The following is a 22885-nucleotide window of genomic DNA, read 5'->3' as shown; positions in this document are numbered from 1 at the left end:
AAAAAAATAGAGAGAACAAATTCATTATAAAAATGAATTTGTTCTCTTTTTAAAATTAATAACTACCAACTACCTGAGGAGCCTCCGCCACCTGAGGAACCGCCACCGAAGCCACCAAAGCCGCCGCCACCGGAAGAACCGCCCCCAGAACCGCCGAAGCCACCAAAGCCTCCACCAGAACCGCCTCTAGGACCTCTGCCAGTCCAAAATAGCATTCTTAAAAATCTACCTCTATTGAAGATGGAATCTATAAATACAAAGATGATGATAATTACAAATATAAATATGTTAAAACCACCATTATCAGCATTATCATCTTCACTAGGCATTTTCACATTCAAGGATTTATCTAGAGTAACACCGTATTCTTTACTAGTGTAATCACATAGAACACTATAACTATTCAAAATACCTTCACCATAGTTTCCATCTATAAAACTTGGTTTTGCAATAGAAGTCATAACTCTATTAGATAGCGCATCTGGTATAGCACCCTCAAGACCTCTACCTACCTCTACTCTCCATTGTCTGTCATCTATAGCAACAAGAAGTAAAAGACCATTATCTTTGCCTGATTGACCTATTCCCCAATTTCTAAAAAGTTTATTGCTATAATCTTCAATTGGAACCCCATTTAGTGACTTTACAATAACAACTACGGCTTGAGCACCAGTTTTATCTTCAAGTTCTTTACCTAAGGAAACAATTTTATTGGCATCTTCATTGTTTATAATACCAACATAATCATTTAGATATTTATATTTAGTTGGACTAGGGTAAGTATCTTCTGCTAATACACTAGAAGAAAAGAATAGCAGTATAACAACAAGTAAAGAAAGGCAGTGCTTTAAAAATTTACTTTTATTCTTCATCTTTATTTAGAAAAGTCTACAGAAGGGACTTCTGCAGCACCTGCACTTGCTTTATAAAATGGTTTTTCGTCAAAGCCAAATAATGAAGCAACTATGTTAGTAGGAAATTTCAAGATTTTCGTATTATATGTTGTTACTGCATTGTTATAATCTTGCCTAGCAATGGTAATTCTATTTTCTGTTCCTTCTAATTGTACTGATAAATCTAAGAAATTTTGGTTAGATTTTAAGTCAGGATAATTCTCCACTACTACTAATAATCTAGAAAGAGCACTAGATAATTCAGTATCTGCAGCTGCTTGGTCAGAGATATTTGTAGCTCCTGCAAGTTTAGCTCTAGCATCAGCTATTTCTGTAAATATATCCTTTTCTTGAGTTGCATATCCCTTTACTGTATTAACTAGGTTAGGGATTAAATCTGATCTTCTTTGAAGTTGAGTATCAATATTTGATTCTGCTGCATTAACTCCTTGTCTAAGAGTAGTTAAATTATTATAATTTCCAACTAAAAATACAGCAATAATAATTACAATAATTATTATAGGAAGGAAAACCTTCATACCCTTTTTCATATACTTATTCTCCTTTCAATTTTTAATTTAGTATATGCTTTAATTTCACAAATTACATATAAATTAATTATATTCTTAATAAGATTTAACTAGGAATATAAAGTAATCAGTGTAAGATTAAAACTATCACTATATATTATATTTATTATAATCAAGGGAAATTACAAAATCAATATAAATAAGAAAATCCTGTGATTTACACAGGATTTCATATTTTGATATTAATTTTTAGCTTCACTTATAATCGGGGGATTATTTATGAAGTATTTTTTACTTAATACTTAGGGGTTCTACTTTTAATATCACTAAAAAGTAATATTAAAAGTAGAGATACTTATTTCAGGGGTTAGCTTATTTACTTTAAATATTAGGAAATTAATTATTTCTTATATAATCTTGGGGGAATTACTTACGAAATATTTATTATCTCCTGTTGATATTTATAATAGCGGTATATTGTGACATCCTTGTGACAAATTTATGATTAGATTATAAATAATTTTAAAAGGAAATTAATGAGATTTTAAATTGAGTATATAAATTGAAAAATAAAAAAATAGAAGAGGACTATTATATTAGTATATAAACTTAATAAATAACTATGGAATTATATTGAAAATAAAGATATAATTAGTACAATGTAAATTATGCAATACAAGTTAAAAAGGAGTGGGGAGAATGGAGAACATCAATGAAAAATTAAATGAAGTAAAGGAGCATATTAAAAACGTAACTTATTTAATTCATGCAGAAAGTTTAATACATTGGGATATGCAAACAGGAATACCATCTAAAGCTATAGATGGAAGAATTGAAGTAGTGGGATATCTATATTCAGAGTGTATAAAACTTATGACTTCTTCAAAAGTAGGGGAATGGATAGAGTACTTCTCAGATAAAATGGACAAATTATCTTTCAAGGATAAAAAAATTATAGAAAATTTAAAAAGAAACTATGATGAGCTTATAAAAATACCACCTGAAAGAAATAAGGAGTATCAAATGTTATGCTCAACATCAGAAGCCTTTTGGAAAAAAGCTAAGGCCAACAATGATTATGAAGGCTTTAAGCCATATCTAGCGAAAGTAATAGATTTTAATAAAGAATTTGCTGGTTATATAGGATATGAAGGTAATATATATAATAAATGTTTAGATGATTATGAAAGGGGATTAACTGTAGAAAGGGTAGATAAGGTATTTAAAGAGCTTAGAGATGGTATAGTGGAGCTTTTAGAGAAAATTAAATCCTCTAAGGTGAGTATAGATGAGTCCTTTTTTAAAAAGCATTTTCCTACTAAGGATCAAGATGAATTTGGAAAATTTGTTTTAGATAAACTAGGATATGATTTTGAAGCAGGAAGATTAGATACTACTGTTCATCCATTTACAACTAACTTCGGAAATAAAGACGTTAGAATAACAACTAATTATGATGAGCATGATTTTAGAAGTGCATTCTTTAGTAATATTCATGAGGGTGGACATGGTATCTATGAGCAAAACTCAGCAGATGATTTAGAGTATACAGGGGTTTCTGGTGGAACTTCTATGGGGATACATGAATCACAATCTAGATACTATGAAAATATTTTAGGAAGAAGTAAGGAATTTTGGGCTTATTTTTATCCAGAGGTTCAAAAGAGATTCCCTCAATTTGAAGGAGTTAATTTAGATGATTTCTATAAAGCAATAAATAAGGTAGAACCTTCTTTAATTAGAACAGAAGCAGATGAATTAACTTATAGCATTCATATTATAATTAGATATGAACTAGAAAGAGCTTTCTTGAATGATGAAATCACAGTAGATGAGTTACCAGATGCTTGGAATAAAAAATATAAGGATTATTTAGGGATAGAACCTAAAAATGATTCAGAAGGAATTCTCCAAGATACTCATTGGGGTGCGGGGTTAATTGGATATTTCCCAAGCTATGCCCTTGGTAATGTATATGGAGCTCAATTCTTAAATAAAATGAGACAAGATATACCTACTTATGACGAAGAAGTTAAGAATGGAAATTTTGCAGTGATAGAAGGTTGGTTAAGAGAAAACATACATCAGTTTGGTTCTCTTTATACTCCATCCGAGCTTATTGTAAAAGTAACAGGAGAAGAATTAAATCCTAAATATTTCTTAGAGTATTTAAATAAAAAATATGGAGAAATCTACGAATTATAAGTGACACTCCAAATTTTATATTTGGTCAGTGGAACTTACTCATTCGAATATATATGAGAAGGAGTTTCTTTTAAAACAGTGCATGTGAGAAGGAGTTTACTTAAAATACAATAGATTTAATATGCATAAAAGAAAGTGAGATATATATGGAATTTTTAAAGAAACTAGTTGGAGATAAATGTTATCTTTCTCCAGCAGATGCTACAATAGCAGATAAAGTAGCTCGATGGAGCAATGACTTGAGAGTTTCCATAAGAACTGGAGATATATCAGATATGATAACAGTTGATGCTCAAAGAGAGTATTTAAATGGTATGAATGAGGGAGGATATGCCTTCTATATAATTGACTCTGAAAATGATGAGGCCATAGGGGTCATAAGACTTATGAGAATAAGCCACATACACAGAAATGCTGTCCTTGGAATGTTTATTGGAGATTCAAATCATAGAAATAAAGGTATAGGAACAGAAGCAACAAAGCTAATATTGGATTTTGCTTTTAATGTGATAAATCTTAGAAACATAATGATAGAGACTTTTTCTTTTAATGAAAGGGCCATTAACTTATGCAAGAAGATCGGCTTTAAAGAGATAGGAAGAAGAAGAAATGCTATTATATATGGAAATAATGAGTTTGATGAAGTCTTTATGGATTTATTGAATACTGACTTTCATGAATCAGTCATATGTGAAGCACTAAAATAGGAAGAAAATATATTATACTGTTGGGTTATACTAGAACATTCAACTAAAATAAAAAATGAGAACCATAAACTTTCATGTTTATAGTTCTCATTTTTTATTGTGGATTATAAACATGAAAGTTTATTAAATCATAAATCAATGCATATACAATTAACATGAATCCTAACAATAAACAATAAGTGATTTAATCACATAAATATAAGATTAACAGAAGTAAAATATATTTATAATGAAAAGCATATTAAAAATTACTTTATATAAGGAGGAGTTATAATGTTAAATTTTTTTAAAAGAGATAATAGAAAAGTTATAAGTGTGAATGATATAGATAGTTTAGTAGGTAAGGTTAATTTAATAGATATTAGAGAAGTATATGAATATAGAAGTGGAAGTTTAAAATCAGCTAGAAATATTCCAATGGGAGATCTTTTAAGTAATCCAGATAGATATCTTAAAAAAGATAGTGAATATTATCTCATATGCCAAACAGGTTCTAGAAGCTCAATTGCTTGTAGGAGATTGACTAAGCAAGGATTTAATGTGATTAATGTTTTAGGTGGTATTGGATCCTATGTAGGGACTAAAAGAAAATAATTTTAATTATTTTATAAAATATTTCAATTTAGAGTTGATATAATTACTTAAGAGTATTATAATTTAATTAAGTTAATGCTTAATTAAATTATAATATTAAAGGAGTATATATGATAGAAAGTGTAAAAGTTTTTAAAGCTATTGGTGATGAAACAAGAATAAAAATACTAATATTATTATCTAAGAAGAATATTTGTGCAAAGGGAATAGCTAAGCATTTACAGATTTCTGAAGCTGCGGTATCACAACATATTAAAATTCTTAAGGAAGTAGATTTAATTGTAGGTTACAAAAGAGGATATCATGTAATCTATGACTTAAATAAGAAAGTTTTAGAAAAGGCGATAGAATTTATTAATGTATTAATTGCTGATGATATATGCTCAATAGATGATAAGTTTAATATAAGTGTAGAAAGTTTTCAGGCTTTACAATGTGAAAAAAGTTGTAAATTGGTAAAAAGATGCTGTAAAGAGAGATTAAAGGAGGAAGAGTAATGAAAGTTTGTTTTCCAGTTAAATCTAATGAAGGTATGGATAGTACACCATATGGACATTTTGGAACAGCTCCAATGTTTGTAGTATGTAATTTAGAAACTAATGAGGTAAAGACTATAGGAAATGGTGATTTAGGTCATCAGCATGGCATGTGCCAACCAATGAAAGCATTATCAGGAGAAGTAGTAGATGCTGTAGTTGTAGGTGGTATTGGTCAAGGAGCTATAGTTAAGTTGAATTCTTTAGGAATAAAGGTTTATAAAGCAGCAGAAGGAACTATAAGTGCAAACTTAGAGAAGCTTAAAAAAGGTGAGTTATCAGAATTTGCGATGAATCATACCTGTAATCATGATGGATGTAATCATCACTAAAATATAATGAGAAATAAAATAACTGTATGAAAATAAAAAGTAACATTTCTGTTTTCATACAGTTATTTTTGTTATTAAATTTTAATTATATAATGTAAAATCAATATATTGTAAAAATTGATAAATTATTTCAAGTTAGTTCAGTTAAACATTCAAACTATACTCTAAATCAAACTAAATTGTTTCAAGAGGAATATCCATAGGAATACTGTAAGTATACAAAAGGCTGAAGTAAATACTACTATTTGAGCAGCTAAATCACTATCAGCATCCATTTTTTGAGCCATAGTAAAGGAAGAAATAGCAGTAGGAGATGCAAAGATAAGCATTAAAGCTAAAAGTTCTACATCTCTAAAACCTAACCATATACTTATAGGCATAAGAATACCAGGAATTATAATAAGTCTACCGGTAACACCTATTACAGTTTGTTTTAAATGAGTTTTTACATCGGTGAAAGCAAAGGAACCTCCAAGTAAAATAAGGGAGAGAGGTGTAGCGATCCTTGATATATCACTTACGGATTTTTCAATAGCTGTTGGAAGTTTTATTCCTAAGGAAAGAAAGCTGAGTCCAATTGCCGATGCTATAATTAAAGGATTAGTGATAATTCCTTTTAAAGTATTTTTAATATCTAGCTTTCCACATCTAAAAATCTCTAAGGCGATTACTGCTAACATATTAAAAAGAGGTACAACGGTTGCTATTAGTATAGCTACAACTCCCACTTTATCATCACTAAATAGTGAGCATGCCACAGGTAAACCAAATATTACGAAGTTGCTACGAAATATACCTTGTATTAAAACACCACGTTTTTGATTATTCTTTTCAATGAGAGGAATGATAATACATAGTATTACGAAGGTAAGAGTAACACTTATAAGTGCAAAGAGTATTAGTTTGAGATTTATTGCTCCGTTTAAATCTGTTTTATATATATTATAAAATAACAATAGAGGTAAAAAAGCCTTAAAGGTGATACTATTCATAACCTTTAAAGTATTGTCATCAAACATTTTTAATCGCTTTAATACATATCCTAAAGCCATAGTAAAAAACAAGGGTAAAACTACATTAAGTGATAAAATTAAGTTTTCCATAATCAATATCCTTTCTAGTCTTTTGTTAAACCACTTCTTAAATTTTAAATGTTTGTCCTAGTTAATTGTATACAAATATAAAGTGATTTTCAATGTATAAGTAATAATTGATAATATTTGTAGTAGGTGTTAAAATAAAAATATAGTCTGACTCTAAGGATTAATCTAAGGAGGAAGATTGATGAATTTAAATCGTTCTGAAGTGCATGAGGGTTAGCCCAAGTGATAAGGCGGTGTTAGGATAGCGATATACTATCTCTGCTCTCTTTTGGGATGCAGAGAGTATTTTTTTGAGAGGAGCATGAGCTTTGGAAACAAGAATCGCGTTGATTGGTATTATAGTGGAGGATACTTCGGCTACAGAAAAACTAAATAATATTTTACATGACTATGGACAATATATTGTTGGGAGAATGGGTGTACCATATCGTGACAAGGAGGTGTGTGTTATCAGCGTAATAATAGATGCAACTAATGATATTATTAGTTCATTATCTGGTAAATTAGGTATGCTTGATGGTATCACTGTAAAAACAATCTATTCAAAGAAGTAGAATAATTATTATATAAAATCAGAACGAGTTAGGTAGATATTAAAATAAAGTACTTAAAATCTTATTAGGAAAGAAGAGTAGATGTATGTATAATGTGAAATCTAAGGTAGCTACTGAATTTATTCATGACGGAGAAATATTATCAACCCTTGAGTATGCTAAGAAAAATAAGGGAAATAAGGAGCTAATAAATAAAATTATAGAAAAGGCTAGGGAATGTAAAGGTTTAAACCATAAAGAAGCAGCAGTACTACTTGAATGTGATTTAGAAGAAGAAAATAAAAAAATAGAAGAACTAGCTATGGAGATAAAGAATAAATTTTACGGTAATCGTATAGTAATGTTTGCTCCATTATACCTTTCTAATTATTGTGTTAATGGATGTATATACTGTCCTTATCACCATGGAAATAAACATATAGCAAGAAAGAAACTTACTCAAGAAGAGATTAAGAAAGAAGTAATTGCATTACAGGATCTTGGACATAAAAGACTTGCATTAGAAACAGGTGAAGATCCTATAAATTCTCCTATAGAATATGTATTAGAAAGTATAAAGACAATATACAGTATAAAACATAAAAATGGTGCTATAAGAAGAGTAAATGTAAACATTGCAGCTACTACTGTTGAGAATTATAGAAAACTAAAAGATGCTGGAATAGGAACATATATATTATTCCAAGAAACCTATAATAAAAAGTTATATGAAGAATTACATCCAACGGGACCAAAGCATAATTATAATTATCACACTGAAGCTATGGATAGAGCTATGGAGGGTGGTATAGATGACGTTGGTATAGGAGTTTTATTTGGATTAAACATGTATAAGTATGATTTTGTTGGATTACTTATGCATGCAGAGCATTTAGAAGCAGCCATGGGAGTAGGACCACATACTATTAGTGTACCTAGAATTTGTCCTGCAGATGAAGTAAATCCAGAAGACTTTACTAATGGAATTTCTGATGATATCTTTGCAAAGATTGTTGCAATATTACGTATTTCAGTGCCTTATACAGGAATTATTGTATCTACAAGAGAATCTCAAAAATCTAGAGAAAGAGTACTTCATCTTGGAGTTTCTCAAATTAGTGGAGCTTCATGTACAAGTGTTGGAGGATATGCTCAGAAGGAAAAGGAAGATGAGAATTCAGCACAATTTGATATCAGTGATACAAGAACCTTAGATGAGATAGTAAATTGGTTACTTGGAATGGGTTATATACCTAGTTTCTGTACTGCTTGTTATCGTGAAGGTAGAACTGGAGACAGATTTATGCAGTTAGTAAAATCGGGTCAAATTTCTAACTGTTGTTTACCTAACGCCCTAATGACTTTAAAAGAGTATCTAGAAGATTATGCATCTGAAGATACAAAAGCTAAAGGCGAAGAGGTCATAAAAAATGAAGCTATGAAAATTCCTAATCCTAAAGTTAAGGGTATTGTAGAGGAACACCTAAAAGAACTTAATGAAGGAAAACGTGATTTTAGATTCTAGTAAATAAGAAATAGAGGGCTAGCCCTCTATTTTTTCATATCTTTAATTATACAAATTCCTTGAGTCATGGTACCCATTGGACAATAAACACACCAAGAACGCGGTTTATAAAGAGCCATGGTAATTATACCTAGGAGAGTTGAGGTTAACATTAAGCTGTAGAAGCCAAAACCAAATTGAACTAACCAAGGGGAAGCGTAGGATAAATCTATGAAGTTCCAAGGTAGTTTAAAGGTCCAAAATATAGTAAGAACTTCTTTTAGAGTATTTGTACCTTGGAAAACTAAATAGGTGTTAAATATGATGTTAATGAACATAGTTAAAAAGAAAATTAAAAATCCGTATCTAAAGTATTTAGATTTCGAAAATTTAGGCATGGGTTTATTTCTTGATAATTTTAGTTTATTACCTAATAAGTCTAATAGTTGTCCTCTACCACAGTATTTATTGCAATAGCTTTTATTTCCTTTAACTATTGAAATTATTAAAGGTACAATAAAACAAATTAATCCTAGCCAAGCAAAAAGTATATTAAACAACCCTAAAATTAAATATAGGGAAGATAGTATCCAAAGATATTCATAAAGATGCCCTTTTTTCTTTTTCATTAGTTACCTCCTAGTTGTTTAATTTCTATAGTAGATGCAGGACAAGCTTTAACACACTTTCCACATCCAACACACCTATCACAATCAACCTTTGAAAAAATGCCCTTGTTAATAGTAATTGCTCCAAGGGGACAGACTTTTTCACAAGCGCCACAGGCTACACAGTAGCTAGTATCCACATAAGCCTTTTTCTTAACAATTTTCTTTTCCATAAATTAAATTCCTCCTGTTTTATAAATGTTGTAGTAAGCATATTATAAAGGTATAATTAAAAGAAAATATGTGATATAGTCACACAGACAATTTTTTAAAGGAGGATTCTACATTGAATAGTTTATATGTGTTTAATAAAAGGCTTGAAGCTTTATATAATGCTTATCCTGTTTTAAAAGAAATAGATTATAGTGATGAGATTATAAGAAAAAATGTAATTTTTAAGAATTTATTAAGTGGAGAATATTTAAAAACAGATAGTGGAAACTGTATAGGTATGTTATTTGTAATAAGTGGGATTATAAAAGTACAAAAGGTAACAGAAGATGGAGATGAAACTAATTTATATAATGTAGAGAGTGGAGAGCTATGTCATGAAGCATTAAGTTGTTTTGTAAATTGTCAATCGCTAAATATTGAAGGAATAGCTATGCAAGATTCTTTAATTGCTATTTTGCCGCCAGATATAGTAAAAGCCTATTTATTAAGAGATTTTAGATTTATGCAAGTTATTTATAAAGATCTATATGCAAAATTTAGAGGGGTTATAGAAAATAAAGAGGCAAGAATTCATGAATCCTTAGAGAAAAGGTTAATTAAATTATTAATTAGTAAGAATGCTAAAATAATTTATACAACCCATGGAGAGCTTGCTTTTGAGCTAGATTCTTCAAGAGAAGTAATAAGTCGAAAACTTAAAGAGCTAGAGAAAAAGGGATATTTATTAATATCAAGAGGAAAAATTCAATTACAAAAGGATTTAAAAGAAATATATGATATATAATTTTAATGGAAGAGTTATCATTGAATTTCAATGGTGACTCTTATTTAGATTTATATAGTTTAAATATTTATAAGATTTAAATAAAATTAATAAGTAATGGTTATCAAAATTTAATATTTATGAAGAATCATGGAAAAAATCTGATAGAATATAAAGTAATTTATATAAATTGAATAGTTATATAATCAGTAAGGAAATTATAATATAAAGATGATTATATAAACAAAAGAAAGGGTGAGATTATTAATATGGAAAACAAAAGTTTAAATAATAGATTTTTTAATATAGAGAAGAAGTTGAACAATGAAATAATAGGTCAAGAAGACTTTATTCATAAGCTATGTACTTATTTTAAAGAAAAGTTTTTAGAGGATAATAAGGGAATATTACTTTTAGCTGGTAAAGGAGGAACTTTTAAAAAAGCTAGTGTAAGACTGTTATTTGAGGAGCTTAACAAAGAAGGAATAACTGAAAATTATTGTATAGACGAAATAGACTTAGCTTCTTATAATTTTAATTTAGGATATAATGCTTTCTTAAGTGACTTATATGAAAGTTTAAATAGTAATTCTCAAGTTGTCATGTTTAAAAATACTGAGAAGGCTTCAAAAGATATATTAAATGTTTTATCAGAAATATATCCTAATACATGTTTAAAGTTAAAAGATAGCTACATAATGAAAAATAAATTTCTTATTGAAGCAGATATTAAAGATAAAGGTAATATAGGAGAATTTATTTGTCATAATAAATTTTTTGTATTTATTTATAATAATGAGGATAATGTATTTGAAGATGAAATTTTAGAGAATAAAGAAGCGGTATTATATACTAAAAGACTTACAAAAGAAGAACAAAACAAAGTAATTAGAAGAGAAGTTTTAAGGTCTATAGATAACATACAAAAGCATATGCAAGTAAATATAGTGTTAGGAATAGAAAATAAAGAGGAAGATAACTTTGGAATTTGTAGTTTCCTTCAAGAAAATTTCAAAGAAGATAGTAATTTTGGCATTAGTGAATATATATCCTATAAAATCTATAAACCAATTATGAATTTAATACAAAAAGAAGGACTTTATGGAGAAGGTCAGATTTTAATATATGTAGATAAGAATGAAATATATTGTAAGTCTGACATTGAAATATATAAACTAGAAAATTATCTAGTGCCTACCCTTGAAGAAGTAAAGTATAAGTTGGATTCTATAATTGGAATAGAAAAGCTAAAGAATTTTATTATAAATGTTGAAAATAACTGGAAGGTACAAAAAATAAGGAAAAGGCTCGGTCTAAAAACTTCAAAGATATCTATGAATATGATATTTACAGGAAATGCAGGTACGGGAAAGACTAATGCAGCTAGAGTTACATTTGAGTATTTAAATGCATTAGGGATACTATCTAAGGGTGTATTTGTGGAAGTTAGTAAAGCTGACTTTGTTACAGAAAACACTAATGATATAGCTAAGAGAACAAATGATATAATAAGCTCTGCCTTAGGAGGAGTATTATTTGTTGATGAAGCATATTCTTTATGTGAAAGCGAAGAAGATAAGATAGGAAAAGAAATAGTAGATGCTCTCCTTAAGGGAATAGAAGATAATAGAGATAATTTAATAGTAATACTAGCTGGTTATGAAAGGGACATGGAAAGATTTCTAAGTATTAATCAAGGTCTAAAATCTAGATTTTCAAATACTATACACTTTAAAGATTACAACCCAGTAGAAATGTATGAAATAGCTGTAAATATAGCTAAATCTAAGGGATATAGAATAGCTAAGAATGTAAAATCAGGTTTAATAGATTTATTTACAAGAAACCAAATTATAGGCAAGAATGATTTAGGTAATGCTAGGTTTGTAAGAAATATAGTAGAAAATGCAATAATTGATGCTTCAAAAAAATATCTAACTAATAGTGATAAGGAAATTGATTTGCTAGATAGAGATAATTTTAACTTTAAAGCTAATGCGAGGTTTGATCTAGAAGAAAAGCTAAATGAAATAATAGGACTAGATGATGTAAAAAAACTATTAAGAAGTCAATATAAGCTTATAGTAGCCCAGGAAAAAAGAAAATCTGTAGGAGTAAATACTAAGATAGAGCAAAATTTGAATATGGTATTTACAGGAAATCCAGGCACAGGTAAAACTAGTATAGCAAGATTGGTAGCTGAAATGCTAAATAGTATGGGATTATTAAAGGTAGGTCAACTAGTGGAGACAGATAGATCTAACTTTGTATCAGAAATTCCAGGAGAAACGCCAAAGAAGACAGAAGAAAAGTTTAAAGAAGCTTTAGGGGGAGTACTATTTATAGATGAGGCATATACTCTTGCTAATGATTCCCTAGGAATTGAAGCCATAGAAACTCTTTTAAAATTAATTGAAGATTATTCAAAGGAAGTAATAGTTATATTAGCTGGATATGAAGAAGAAATGGAAGAATTCTTTGATGTAAATATAGGGTTAAGATCAAGATTTCCACTATGGACTAATTTTGCAGACTATAATCCTAATGAACTTTTTGAGATGGCTGTAAAGCTTGTTGAAGCAAAAGGATTTAAGTTGTCTAAGAATGGATATATAGCTTTAAAGAAAAGTTTTGTAGATATCTATAACAACTCAGATGCACAATCTGGAAATGGTAGAATGGTACGAAACTATGTAGAAAAGTTAATTAGAAATCAAAGCATAAGGATTGTAGAAGAAGACATTAGTTTTTATGAGATGAATCTTATAAATGCTAAAGATGTGGAAAATATAAATGTTATTGATGATGATAACACGTTTAACTTAGAAAGTAGACTAGATATCTTAGTAGGAAATGACCGTGCAAAGGATTTTTTAAGAAATCAATATAAGATTTTAAAGGTTAAAGAAAGAAGAAAGAAGTTAGGGTTAGGTTCAGATATTAATACGTATATGAATCTAGTATTTACAGGGGAAAATGGTACAGGTAAGAAAACAGTAGCTAGTATTCTTTCAGAAATGTATTATAGCAGAGGTGTAGTTAAGGCTAAAAACATTGTAGAGATGGATAAATATGAGTTCATGGCAATGATTAATAAAGGAATAAAAATTGAAGATATATTTAGTAAATTTTCAGGAAAAATATTATTAATGAATAGAGCAGACCTTATTCTAGAGGAGCAGGAATATAATAAAATAGTATCAGATTTCATTAAATTCTTGGATAAAAATAATAAGGTTATAATAATTCTTTCAGGGGAAAAGGAAGGAATGAAAAAACTAGTATTATCTAATCCGGCCTTTAATTATAGATTTCCAACTTGGTTTGATTTTCAAGACTATGATTATAGAGGTCTATGCAACATAGCTTTGAATATATTGAGTAAAAAAGGATATTCCTTATCTGATGATGGAGAAGAAGCACTTAATAAAACTATAATAGACATGTATGGGAATCCTAACTTAGTAATAAAAAATGGACTCATGATAAAACAATATTTAGATAATCTTATAAGAACTCAGAGCATTAGAATATGTGATGAAGAATTTAATAGAGATAGTATAAATGTTATAACCATAGATGATATAGTAAACAGTAAAAAAGAATTTTTAAAAAGAAATATTATAAAATAGTAAAAAGAATAGTAAAGAACTACCTTAAATTATGTTTTGAGGTAGTTCTTTACTTTGGTATAAAATGTGTGAACTAATTGTATAAAATTTGTATTGATAACTAATAAGTATTATCAGTATCTAGGTATGCATTATTACTCCACAAGCTAATTTCTTTCCGGAATTACCAGCAGGTTGGCTAGCAAAGTCATCAGCATTTTCATGGATTATAAGAGCTTTGCCAATAATATCGGGTATAGAAAATCTACTTAAATAAACACTCATAACAGCAGTACCATTTGATGAAATTAGTGGGGGAAGGTCCCCATAATGATAAGGATGGGGCTGATTTGTTGGGTTCCAATGTGTACCGGCAGACATAAAAGGATCTGTTGGATTACCTATACTACAATTCCCGAATTCATGAATATGAAAACCGTGGAAAAGTGATGGCTTCCCTTCAGAGGTGTATTTTGGAATACCATTAACACAAATTCTAAGAAAAATTCCATCACTTAAGGGATAAAATAAAGCTTTACCACTTATTTCAGGTCCTAAAGGTCCACCTTCGATTAATGCAAATGCAGTTGGTTCAAGAATACCGTGATCAGAAATTATGTCACTAATACTAAATTTATCATTTGCCATTCTCATATTAATACTCTCCATTTTATTGATACAATATAATTTATAATATGTTGAAGAGGATTGGTGTGTGTAAATAAATTATAAAAATACATAATGGATATAAGAAAAAAGTGCTAATCTTTTATAAGAACAGCACTTTTTTAAATTTAAACTTCATTTTACATTAGCCATTTACTACAGCTAAGATAGTTTCCTCAGGAGTAAGCAGTGTTACTTCACTTGGAATATTAATATCTTTAGCTAGTAGCTTATCATTAAATTGCATATTAGCTACATCCACTTCAATATATTCTGGAATCTTTTCTACATTTCCTTGAAAATCAAGATATGGTCTAAAGGTTTCTAAAACTAGCCTTTTAGATTCCAAGTTTTCTTGTCCTATATAATTTATAGGAATAGTTAGTTTGATTACTTCATTTGGTTTCACATATTGTAAATCAAAATGTATAATTTCGTGTAGGTTGTTCTTTTGAATATCCTTAACTACACAGTTTAGAGTTTTTTCCTCCAAATCAATAGGTATGATAGAACCACTGTAACTGACTTTTAACATTTTCATTAGTTCTGTCTTATTCATCTTAGCAGAGATAGGTTCCTCTAAAAATTCTCCATAGATTACACAAGGTACTTCTCCCAATTTTCTAAGATTTTTTAAATTTTCCTTTGAGCTTCTTTCATATACTTTATATGTTGTACTTTTCATAATAAATCCCTCACTTACTTTTAATAATTTAATGTTGATTTATTAAGCTCAGTATATAAAATTATCACAGTAAAATTCATAAATGAATTTAAGCACTATTAATTACACACAGAGCTTATACAAAGCCCACATATGCATCAACCTCCTTAAATATACTTATACCATGATAACATATATTAGAAAGAAATCAAAATGAATAAAATATTAATATGGAAAATACTTTACAATATAAATATTTCCATATATAATTATACATAGATATACTATGTATAGTAAGCCGAGGTAAGGGGTGAAATTATGAAAATTAATAAAGAGCTTTTAAAGGGAAGCACAACAATACTTATATTAAGTCTACTTAATCGTAAAAACATGTACGGGTATGAGATGATTAAGGCGATAGAAGAAAAATCTAAAGGAGTTTTCTCATTTAAAGAAGGAACTCTATACCCTATTCTTCATAGTTTAGAAAATGAGAATTTTATAGAAGCTTATTGGGATGAGGGGGAAGGAAAACGTAAGAGAAAATATTACAGAATAACGGAAGGTGGTAAAAAAATTCTCAAGGAAAAAGAAGCCGAGTGGAAGTTATTTAGTTCTACAGTCAATGAAGTATTAGGGGAGGGAGATTTATGTCTACAGTAAACCATCCGAAGATAGAAAAGTATATAGAAGAAGTATGTGAATTGATTAAAAATAGAAGAGTTCATGAAAACATAAAGGATGAACTTATAGATCATATAGAAGAAATTATAGAAGACTACAAAGATGTTGGATTAACAGAAGAGGAAGCTATAGATAAAGCTCTTATGCAAATGGGTTCATCAGAAGCTATAGGCAGAGATTTAAATAAGGTCCATAAAGCGGCTCCAGATTGGATGCTTTTAGGTATAACTGGCTTATTTATATTGGTTGGAATATTTACCTTAGGATTTATTCAGAAAAATAATGCTTCATCACACATGGTAGATTTTAACTTTTTAGGAAAAACCATAATCTATGCTTTAGGAGGAATTATTTTAGCAGCATTTTTGTTAAAAATTGATTATAGAAAGCTTAAAAAGTACTCTAAGTATCTTTATGGTGGGGTAATTATTCTTTTACTATATCAAATTGTATCTGGGCATCATTTGGTTTGGACTATAGGCCAGATGTTTGGCCCTATCAGATCTTATGCTAAGGACATTATTGTATTCCCTTTTTTTCTAATCATTGCGCTGGCAGGAATATTTGATAGATGGAATTGGAATGACACTAAAAGTATATTAAAAGGCACTATTATTGCTTTTGTACCAACAATAGTTTTCATCATTGGAAAGGATTTAGAGAGCATAATTATCTATACAATAGCAGCTGTTACTTTAATGATTATATCAGGGTTGAAATTAAAACATATCATAATTTCCTTTGGAGTTATTGGACCTATAGCTTTATTTTATATGTTTAGTGAGCCACGTGCAATTGAAGGACTTCATCTGTTTTTCAATCCTTCATTAGATCCAATAGCTGGAATTGGAGGGCATTATAATCTATTAGTAGTTTTAAGGGAATCAGCAGGATTATTTGGGCAAGGAGCAGATTTTACACGAGGTATGTTACCGAAAGTTGATACGTATTTTATATTTACGTATATCGTTTATTCCTTCGGATGGATTGCTGGGATAATATTAATTTCCTTAATTTTAGCCTTTATAATAAGAATTGGACTAATAGGAAAAAGTACTAAAGAAAGCTATGGTAAATTATTAGTTAGTGGATTGTGCGCTCTATTTGTAGTTCAATTTCTATTAAGTATTTCCGTTAGCTTAATATTATCGCCATCAGTTTTAGTAAATATGCCATTTATTGGCTATGGAGCAAGTCAATTTTTAATTAATATCACTGCTATAAGTATAGTATCAAATGTGTATAAGTGGAGAAATACACCATATAATGCAAAAATACAATAGTTATTTTAATAATATGAATAAGTAAATCAATTATTATTGTATATTAAAAAATATTCAGTAAAGTTATTGACAAGCTTATATAAGAATGATAATATTTATTAAAATATAACATTCAGGAGAATTAAAATGAGTAGAGAAATTAACTTTAAATCAACAAAAGTTAATATGGCATATTATCTTAGCTATTATAGATAGGGTTTGTATTTATAAACAATTATAGATGCAAGCCAGTTTAACAAATTTGGTTTGTGTCTATGATGGTTAGGAAGTTTTGCTATACTCAAATGTTTAGTGATTAAGCCACATAGATATATCTATGTGGTTTTTATGTTTGATACCTTCTTATTTTACCACATAGAATCAGTCTATGTGGTTTTATTTATTTTAGAAGGGAGATTAGGATATGAAGAGCAGAGAGAACTTTACAAGTAGAGCAGGATTTGTGATATCTTGTATTGGAGCAGCAGTAGGACTTGGGAACATATGGATGTTTCCCTACAGGTTAGGGCAAAATGGGGGAGCTGTATTTTTAATACCATACTTTATTTTTGTACTAATATTAGGTTCAACAGGATTAATTACAGAGTTTGCCTTTGGAAGAGGTGCTGAGGGAGGAGCTCTAACAGGAATTAAAAAAGGGTTTAAGAATAAAGGGTTAAAGGGAGGAACTTTATTTGGATTTATACCAGCCATAGGACTTGTAGGAGTATTTATATTTTATAATGTGGTAGTAGGCTGGATAATTAAGTATTTAGGTCTTAGTCTTAGTGGAAATATAAAAAATATTAATATACCTAAGTACTTTGATAGCTTTGCAGGAAGCGCCCAAACTATACCATGGAATTTATTAGCCATAGTATTAGCTTTAGTAATTGTTTGTATAGGTATTTCTAAGGGAATTGAAAAAATAAATAAAATTATAATGCCTATGCTCTTTGGAATTTTTATATTGTTAGCCATTAGATCATTAACTTTACCTGGAGCTATAGAGGGGGTGAAGTACCTATTAACACCACAATGGTCATACCTATTTAATATAAATACATGGGTAATGGCACTTGGTCAAGCTTTTTTCACAGTATCTTTAAATGGATGCGGAATGGTGGTATATGGTAGTTACATAGAGAAGGATTTAGACATTCCGAGGTCTGCAGTAAGTACTGCTATACTTGATACCATTGCAGCATTATTAGCATCCTTTGTTATTATGCCAGCAGTATTTGCCTTTGGCTTAGATCCAGCATCAGGTCCACCACTATTATTTATAACAATACCAACTATATTTAAGGCTATACCTGGTGGACAAGTACTTATGATATTATTCTTTTTAAGTGTATTATTTGCAGCAATTAGTTCTTCAATAAATATGCTAGAAGGGCCAGTGGAATCATTTATGGCACAAACAAAATTAAGCAGAAAAACATCTACTATATTAATAGCTTTAGTGTCATTTGTATTATCAATACCTTTAAATTTAAATATGAATTTGTTTAGTAACTTTGCAGATGTAATTACTATAGTAATATCACCATTAGCAGCACTATTAGTATTCATAGTATTTTACTTTATGTACGACAAAGAACAGGTGTTAGAAGAAATAAATAGAGGTACTAAGAGAAAGTTAGGAAATAAATTCTTTATATTTGCTAAATATGGATTTACTTCTATAACAGTATTAGTAATAATATTAGGAATAATTTATGGTGGGATATAAATCTTTTATAATAATTTTAGATATTGATTTTGTTATTTAAAAGGGGTCAATAACTATATATTTTAAATAGTAAATTCTCTGAAATCCACATTAACAGAACAACTAGTTAACTATTTCCATAGTTAACTAGTTATAAATATTAATATTTATAAATATTAATATTTATATAGTTTCATAGAATTATAGGTAAATATTTAAATAGTTTTATGAGATGTTAAAGAATTTTTTTATTTCATCAATTCTTTCTAAAGCTATATTATATCCGTGATCATAGGCATGTTTAATCTTATTAAGATCTTTTTCAAAGCTATCTATACCATCTTCTGCAGTAGGTCTTAAAATTATAGCTTTTCCATCTCTTTCAAGTTGTTCACAATACTTAACTCTATCATTATAAAGCTCATGACGAGTAAGAAGTGGCTTTACCAGATTAGGATATTTATTTTTTAAAACTTTAGCAGCAAAAATATTACCCTTACCTAATTCTTTAACATACCCCTTAGGTCTAGTTAGAATAATTAGATGTTTTTTATTTCCATCTTCCATGGCTTTTAATACAGGAATGGGATCACAGATACCTCCGTCAAAATATTCATTATTATTAATTATAGCTGGAGGAAAGAAAAGAGGTATAGCACAACTAGCTCTTAACATATTGCATTTTTCATCTAAATCTTTACCATTTAAATATTCAGTAGCTCCAGTTTTAGCATTAGTCACACCAACTAAAATTTTACCTTCATAGCTTTTAAAGGTATCCATGTCAAAGGGGTAAATTTTGTTAGGTAACTCATCAAAAGCAAAATCTAAACCAAATAAGCTTTTACATTTAAAAAAGTTTCTAAAGCCTATATATCTTTTATCATGTCTATGATTTATTAGAATGTCATAGTTTCTTTTCTTTTGTCTTGATATATATGAAAAGCCGTTGGTAATTCCTGCAGAAACACCAATGCAATAAGGAAACATAATATCATTATCTAAAAGGGCATCCATTATACCAGCGCTAAAAATAGGTCTAAAGGTTCCACCTTCAAGAATTAAACTATTCATGATGTCAACTCCTTAAAATTAATTTTGTAAGTTTATTACTTTTTATATAGCAGTTATTGAGGTAGCTATAATTAAAATTCTTTAGAATAAACTCCATCTTTTATTATACCTATATCACCATAGAAAGTTAAGATATCATCTTCTATTACTATACCATGTCTATCTTCTACAGTGTATATAGTAATATTATTTTCAATAGAATACCTTTTTAGGTCATCCAAATAAAAAGGCCAACGATTTCAATGAGGGATAATTTCAAAATATATCAAGTTTAAACCAGACAAATCCATTAAAATAATGGATTTGGTTATTTTGTGCATTTATTTGTAAAATCAATTAGGATATAATTAAATATAGACTTAAGGCATCTTCAAAAAATAAGTAAGTCAGAATGCTCGTCTATTTTGTGTTATACTGCGTCAACAGAACCCTTAGATAGTGCTACTATCTGCGGAACCTGTTTCCTTGTCTAACTCAAAATATACTTCCCATCTTTGACTTATTATTTATTTTCAGATGCCTAAAATAAATTCTAGAATATGAACTACTATAGTATGAATAAAGGGATAAGAAAGATGAAAATAGATAGATTAGTTTCAATTATAATGATATTAAATAATAAGGAGAAAGTAACTGCCAAGGAACTTAGTGAAAAATTTGAGGTTTCAACTAAAACTATTCAAAGAGATATGGAGATAATAGCAAGAGCAGGAATACCAGTAGTTTCTTATAAAGGTCATCAAGGTGGTTATGGTATTATAGATGGTTATAAAGTTAATAAATCATCTATGACGGGGGATGAGGCTAATCTTCTTAAAAAGATTTTGATAGGAATAAATAAGTCCTATCAAAATAAAGAAGCTACAACTTTAATTAATAAATTAGAGGTAATGAATCCAGAAAAGCACAGTAGTTTAAATGATAGATTAATCATTGATTTCTCTACTTGGGGAAAGAGTGAAAAACTTACTGTTGAGATGAATATTATTGATGAAGCAATTAAAAACAAAAATCCTATAGAATTCGACTATATTAATGTAAGTGGAGAAAAAACTTCTAGACAAATAGAGCCATATAAAATTATTTTTAAATCCTTAGCTTGGTATGTATATGGTTTTTGTACTCTTAAGAATGAAATGAGAGTTTTTAAGGTTAACAGGATGGAAAATATTAAGGTTAGAAATGAAAAATTTATCTATAACGAAAAACTTATGGATGATTTATTTATAGAGAAAGAAGTTGAAAAGATTCAGGTTACTATTAGAATATCAAGCAATATGAAAGAGATGATAAAGGAAGGTTTTCCAGAGTATAAATTAATAGAGGAAAAAGATGGATTTATAATAGCTATTATAAAAGTTCCTAGTGGCAAATGGATTGAAGGCATGATTTTAAGCTTTGGAGATTGTATAGAAGTATTAACCCCATTAGACTTAAGAGAAAGTATAAAAGAAAAAATAAATAACATGAATAAATTATACAAATAGGACAGTATGATGTCCTATTTGTTTTGTTATATTAGAGGAAAGTAAAAAATAGGGGTGTTTAGTAATGATAGAAACAAAGCTAGATTTAAAGAAACAGCAGAAGGACATATTTAGTGTAAAGGAGCATGAATATAGGAAAGTTACATGTCCAAAGTCTTATTATATAGCTTTAGATGGTAAGGGAGATCCCAATAATAATGAGGAGTATCAGAACATAGTTGGAACTCTATATAAAATGGCGTATAGTATTAAGATGGACTGCAAAAAGAAAGGTTTAGACTTTGTTGTCATGCCTTTGACAGGGCTTTGGTGGAGTGAGAATATAAAGGATTTTACAGAAGAACTTAAGGAAAACTGGATGTGGACAATGATGATTCAAGTACCGGATTTCATTACAAAAGAAACTGTAGAGGAAATGAAGGATAAGTTAAAGGGAGAGTCTAATTATATAGATAAAATTAGGTTTATAGAAATTAAAGAGACTGAAGCCTTTGGAACTTTATATATTGGAGCTTACAAGGATGAAGGTGACACTATAAAAAGGCTTCATGAAACTATAAGGGAAGCAGGATACAGAATAAGTGGAAAACATGAAGAAATATACCTTAGTGATCCAAGAAGAGTTGAAGATAGTAAGCTTAAGACAATAATAAAGCAATCTGTTGTAAGAGTTTAGGTATTGTAGTATAAGCTAAGGTATAGATATAAAATGAAGGAGGACTATATATGTACCTAGTAAGTTCATGTCTAGCAGGAGTTAACTGTAGATACGACGGAAGTAATAGTGCGAATAAATATATAGCTAAGTTGGTGAAAGAAGGAGAGGCCATAGCCGTATGTCCAGAGCAATTGGCAGGATTATCTACTCCAAGGCCGTGTTGTGAAATTATTATAGATGAAAATTCCAATAAAAGAGTAGTTAGTAAGGATGGTAAAGACTTAACCAAGAATTTTATAGAGGGAGCAGAGAAAACCTTAGGAATTATTAAAGCAGCTGGTATAAAGAAGGCAATACTACAGTCAAGAAGTCCTTCGTGTGGCTGTGAACTCATATATGATGGAACATTTTCAGGAAAACTAATAGAAGGCAATGGATTAGTAGCAGAATTATTGATGAAAAATGAAATTGAAGTCTATACAGAAAATGATTTAGATAAATTATAATATTATTATTTTAATTA

The 22885-nt window shown here is 29.1% G+C and carries 22 protein-coding genes and 1 pseudogene; 14 read left to right on the top strand and 9 right to left on the bottom strand.

The features are described from left to right. Positions 1 to 62: 62 nt before the first annotated feature. Both ABDZ93_RS15415 and ABDZ93_RS15410 read right to left on the bottom strand, forming a co-directional pair. Complete coding sequence (locus ABDZ93_RS15415; protein ID WP_343827350.1) at positions 63 to 872, bottom strand: TPM domain-containing protein; 810 nt, start codon at positions 870 to 872, stop codon at positions 63 to 65. Positions 873 to 874: 2 nt separating this feature from the next. Further along, positions 875 to 1444 (bottom strand): LemA family protein, encoded by a 570-nt coding sequence (locus tag ABDZ93_RS15410; protein ID WP_343827349.1) that lies wholly within the window; start codon positions 1442 to 1444, stop codon positions 875 to 877. Positions 1445 to 2122: 678 nt separating this feature from the next. On the opposite strand from ABDZ93_RS15410, the gene ABDZ93_RS15405 reads away from it, so the two are divergent. The 4 genes and pseudogenes from ABDZ93_RS15405 to ABDZ93_RS20115 all read left to right on the top strand — a co-directional run bounded on the left by ABDZ93_RS15405 (position 2123) and on the right by ABDZ93_RS20115 (position 5797). Then, positions 2123 to 3628: a carboxypeptidase M32 gene (locus ABDZ93_RS15405; RefSeq protein ID WP_343827348.1), complete on the top strand. Its 1506-nt coding sequence runs from the start codon at positions 2123 to 2125 to the stop codon at positions 3626 to 3628. A 146-nt stretch (positions 3629 to 3774) separates the two neighbouring features. Beyond that, the gene (locus ABDZ93_RS15400; RefSeq protein ID WP_343827347.1) at positions 3775 to 4335 is read left to right on the top strand and encodes a GNAT family N-acetyltransferase; all 561 of its coding nucleotides are present in this window, start codon (positions 3775 to 3777) and stop codon (positions 4333 to 4335) included. 273 nt (positions 4336 to 4608) lie between these two features. Continuing rightward, the gene (locus ABDZ93_RS15395; protein ID WP_343827346.1) at positions 4609 to 4929 is read left to right on the top strand and encodes a rhodanese-like domain-containing protein; all 321 of its coding nucleotides are present in this window, start codon (positions 4609 to 4611) and stop codon (positions 4927 to 4929) included. Between the two features lie 110 nt (positions 4930 to 5039). Beyond that, positions 5040 to 5797 (top strand): annotated as a pseudogene (locus tag ABDZ93_RS20115) (metalloregulator ArsR/SmtB family transcription factor). A gap of 164 nt (positions 5798 to 5961) precedes the next feature. Here the strand turns inward: ABDZ93_RS20115 and ABDZ93_RS15380 are convergent. Next, entirely contained in the window at positions 5962 to 6900 is a 939-nt protein-coding gene (locus tag ABDZ93_RS15380) for an AEC family transporter (protein ID WP_343827343.1), read from the bottom strand. A gap of 308 nt (positions 6901 to 7208) precedes the next feature. Between ABDZ93_RS15380 and ABDZ93_RS15375 the strand changes: the two genes are divergently transcribed. Further along, positions 7209 to 7454 carry a TM1266 family iron-only hydrogenase system putative regulator gene (locus ABDZ93_RS15375; protein ID WP_343827342.1) on the top strand — a complete coding sequence of 82 codons (246 nt, stop codon included), beginning with the start codon at positions 7209 to 7211 and terminating at the stop codon, positions 7452 to 7454. A gap of 85 nt (positions 7455 to 7539) precedes the next feature. Beyond that, positions 7540 to 8958 carry a [FeFe] hydrogenase H-cluster radical SAM maturase HydG gene (gene hydG, locus ABDZ93_RS15370; RefSeq protein ID WP_343827341.1) on the top strand — a complete coding sequence of 473 codons (1419 nt, stop codon included), beginning with the start codon at positions 7540 to 7542 and terminating at the stop codon, positions 8956 to 8958. A 26-nt stretch (positions 8959 to 8984) separates the two neighbouring features. Here hydG and ABDZ93_RS15365 read toward each other — a convergent pair whose 3' ends face one another. Both ABDZ93_RS15365 and ABDZ93_RS15360 read right to left on the bottom strand, forming a co-directional pair. Beyond that, positions 8985 to 9566: a 4Fe-4S binding protein gene (locus ABDZ93_RS15365; protein WP_343827340.1), complete on the bottom strand. Its 582-nt coding sequence runs from the start codon at positions 9564 to 9566 to the stop codon at positions 8985 to 8987. After that, entirely contained in the window at positions 9566 to 9778 is a 213-nt protein-coding gene (locus ABDZ93_RS15360; protein WP_343827339.1) for a 4Fe-4S dicluster domain-containing protein, read from the bottom strand. Before ABDZ93_RS15360 ends, ABDZ93_RS15365 begins: the two co-directional genes overlap by 1 nt. Before the next feature lie 113 nt (positions 9779 to 9891). On the opposite strand from ABDZ93_RS15360, the gene ABDZ93_RS15355 reads away from it, so the two are divergent. Then, the gene (locus ABDZ93_RS15355; protein ID WP_343827338.1) at positions 9892 to 10563 is read left to right on the top strand and encodes a Crp/Fnr family transcriptional regulator; all 672 of its coding nucleotides are present in this window, start codon (positions 9892 to 9894) and stop codon (positions 10561 to 10563) included. Between the two features lie 248 nt (positions 10564 to 10811). After that, the gene (locus ABDZ93_RS15350; RefSeq protein WP_343827336.1) at positions 10812 to 14174 is read left to right on the top strand and encodes an AAA family ATPase; all 3363 of its coding nucleotides are present in this window, start codon (positions 10812 to 10814) and stop codon (positions 14172 to 14174) included. Between the two features lie 120 nt (positions 14175 to 14294). Here the strand turns inward: ABDZ93_RS15350 and ABDZ93_RS15345 are convergent, their stop codons facing one another. Together ABDZ93_RS15345 and ABDZ93_RS15340 are read right to left on the bottom strand one after the other, a co-directional pair. Next, a complete protein-coding gene (locus ABDZ93_RS15345) occupies positions 14295 to 14807 on the bottom strand; it encodes a superoxide dismutase family protein (protein WP_343827335.1) in 513 nt (170 codons plus the stop codon). Positions 14808 to 14964: 157 nt separating this feature from the next. Next, positions 14965 to 15504 carry a 50S ribosomal protein L25 gene (locus tag ABDZ93_RS15340; RefSeq protein ID WP_343827334.1) on the bottom strand — a complete coding sequence of 180 codons (540 nt, stop codon included), beginning with the start codon at positions 15502 to 15504 and terminating at the stop codon, positions 14965 to 14967. A 297-nt stretch (positions 15505 to 15801) separates the two neighbouring features. On the opposite strand from ABDZ93_RS15340, the gene ABDZ93_RS15335 reads away from it, so the two are divergent. The 3 genes from ABDZ93_RS15335 to ABDZ93_RS15325 all read left to right on the top strand — a co-directional run bounded on the left by ABDZ93_RS15335 (position 15802) and on the right by ABDZ93_RS15325 (position 19164). Further along, complete coding sequence (locus ABDZ93_RS15335) at positions 15802 to 16146, top strand: PadR family transcriptional regulator (protein WP_343827333.1); 345 nt, start codon at positions 15802 to 15804, stop codon at positions 16144 to 16146. Then, positions 16134 to 17450: an FtsW/RodA/SpoVE family cell cycle protein gene (locus ABDZ93_RS15330; protein WP_343827332.1), complete on the top strand. Its 1317-nt coding sequence runs from the start codon at positions 16134 to 16136 to the stop codon at positions 17448 to 17450. The genes ABDZ93_RS15335 and ABDZ93_RS15330 overlap by 13 nt, the downstream gene beginning before the upstream one ends. 403 nt (positions 17451 to 17853) lie before the next feature. Beyond that, on the top strand, positions 17854 to 19164 hold the full coding sequence (locus tag ABDZ93_RS15325; RefSeq protein ID WP_343827331.1) for a sodium-dependent transporter: 1311 nt from the start codon (positions 17854 to 17856) through the stop codon (positions 19162 to 19164). A 204-nt stretch (positions 19165 to 19368) separates the two neighbouring features. On the opposite strand, the gene ABDZ93_RS15320 is transcribed toward ABDZ93_RS15325, so the two are convergent. Then, positions 19369 to 20217: a patatin-like phospholipase family protein gene (locus ABDZ93_RS15320; protein ID WP_343827330.1), complete on the bottom strand. Its 849-nt coding sequence runs from the start codon at positions 20215 to 20217 to the stop codon at positions 19369 to 19371. Positions 20218 to 20288: 71 nt separating this feature from the next. Then, positions 20289 to 20438 carry a hypothetical protein gene (locus tag ABDZ93_RS15315; protein WP_343827329.1) on the bottom strand — a complete coding sequence of 50 codons (150 nt, stop codon included), beginning with the start codon at positions 20436 to 20438 and terminating at the stop codon, positions 20289 to 20291. A 354-nt stretch (positions 20439 to 20792) separates the two neighbouring features. Here ABDZ93_RS15315 and ABDZ93_RS15310 point away from each other — a divergent pair, with 354 nt between their 5' ends. The 3 genes from ABDZ93_RS15310 (at position 20793) to ABDZ93_RS15300 (ending at position 22868) form a co-directional block, all read left to right on the top strand. After that, entirely contained in the window at positions 20793 to 21704 is a 912-nt protein-coding gene (locus ABDZ93_RS15310) for a helix-turn-helix transcriptional regulator (RefSeq protein ID WP_343827328.1), read from the top strand. 64 nt (positions 21705 to 21768) lie between these two features. Then, complete coding sequence (locus tag ABDZ93_RS15305; protein WP_343827327.1) at positions 21769 to 22380, top strand: GyrI-like domain-containing protein; 612 nt, start codon at positions 21769 to 21771, stop codon at positions 22378 to 22380. 50 nt (positions 22381 to 22430) lie between these two features. After that, a complete protein-coding gene (locus tag ABDZ93_RS15300) occupies positions 22431 to 22868 on the top strand; it encodes a 2-thiouracil desulfurase family protein (RefSeq protein WP_343827326.1) in 438 nt (145 codons plus the stop codon). The last annotated feature ends 17 nt before the right edge of the window (positions 22869 to 22885 follow it).

Source organism: Clostridium subterminale, assembly GCF_039521425.1.
GTDB classification, from domain to species: domain Bacteria; phylum Bacillota; class Clostridia; order Clostridiales; family Clostridiaceae; genus Clostridium_J; species Clostridium_J subterminale.
The sequence above is the reverse complement of the archived record's forward strand: the minus strand, read 5'-3'. Positions and strand labels throughout refer to the sequence as shown.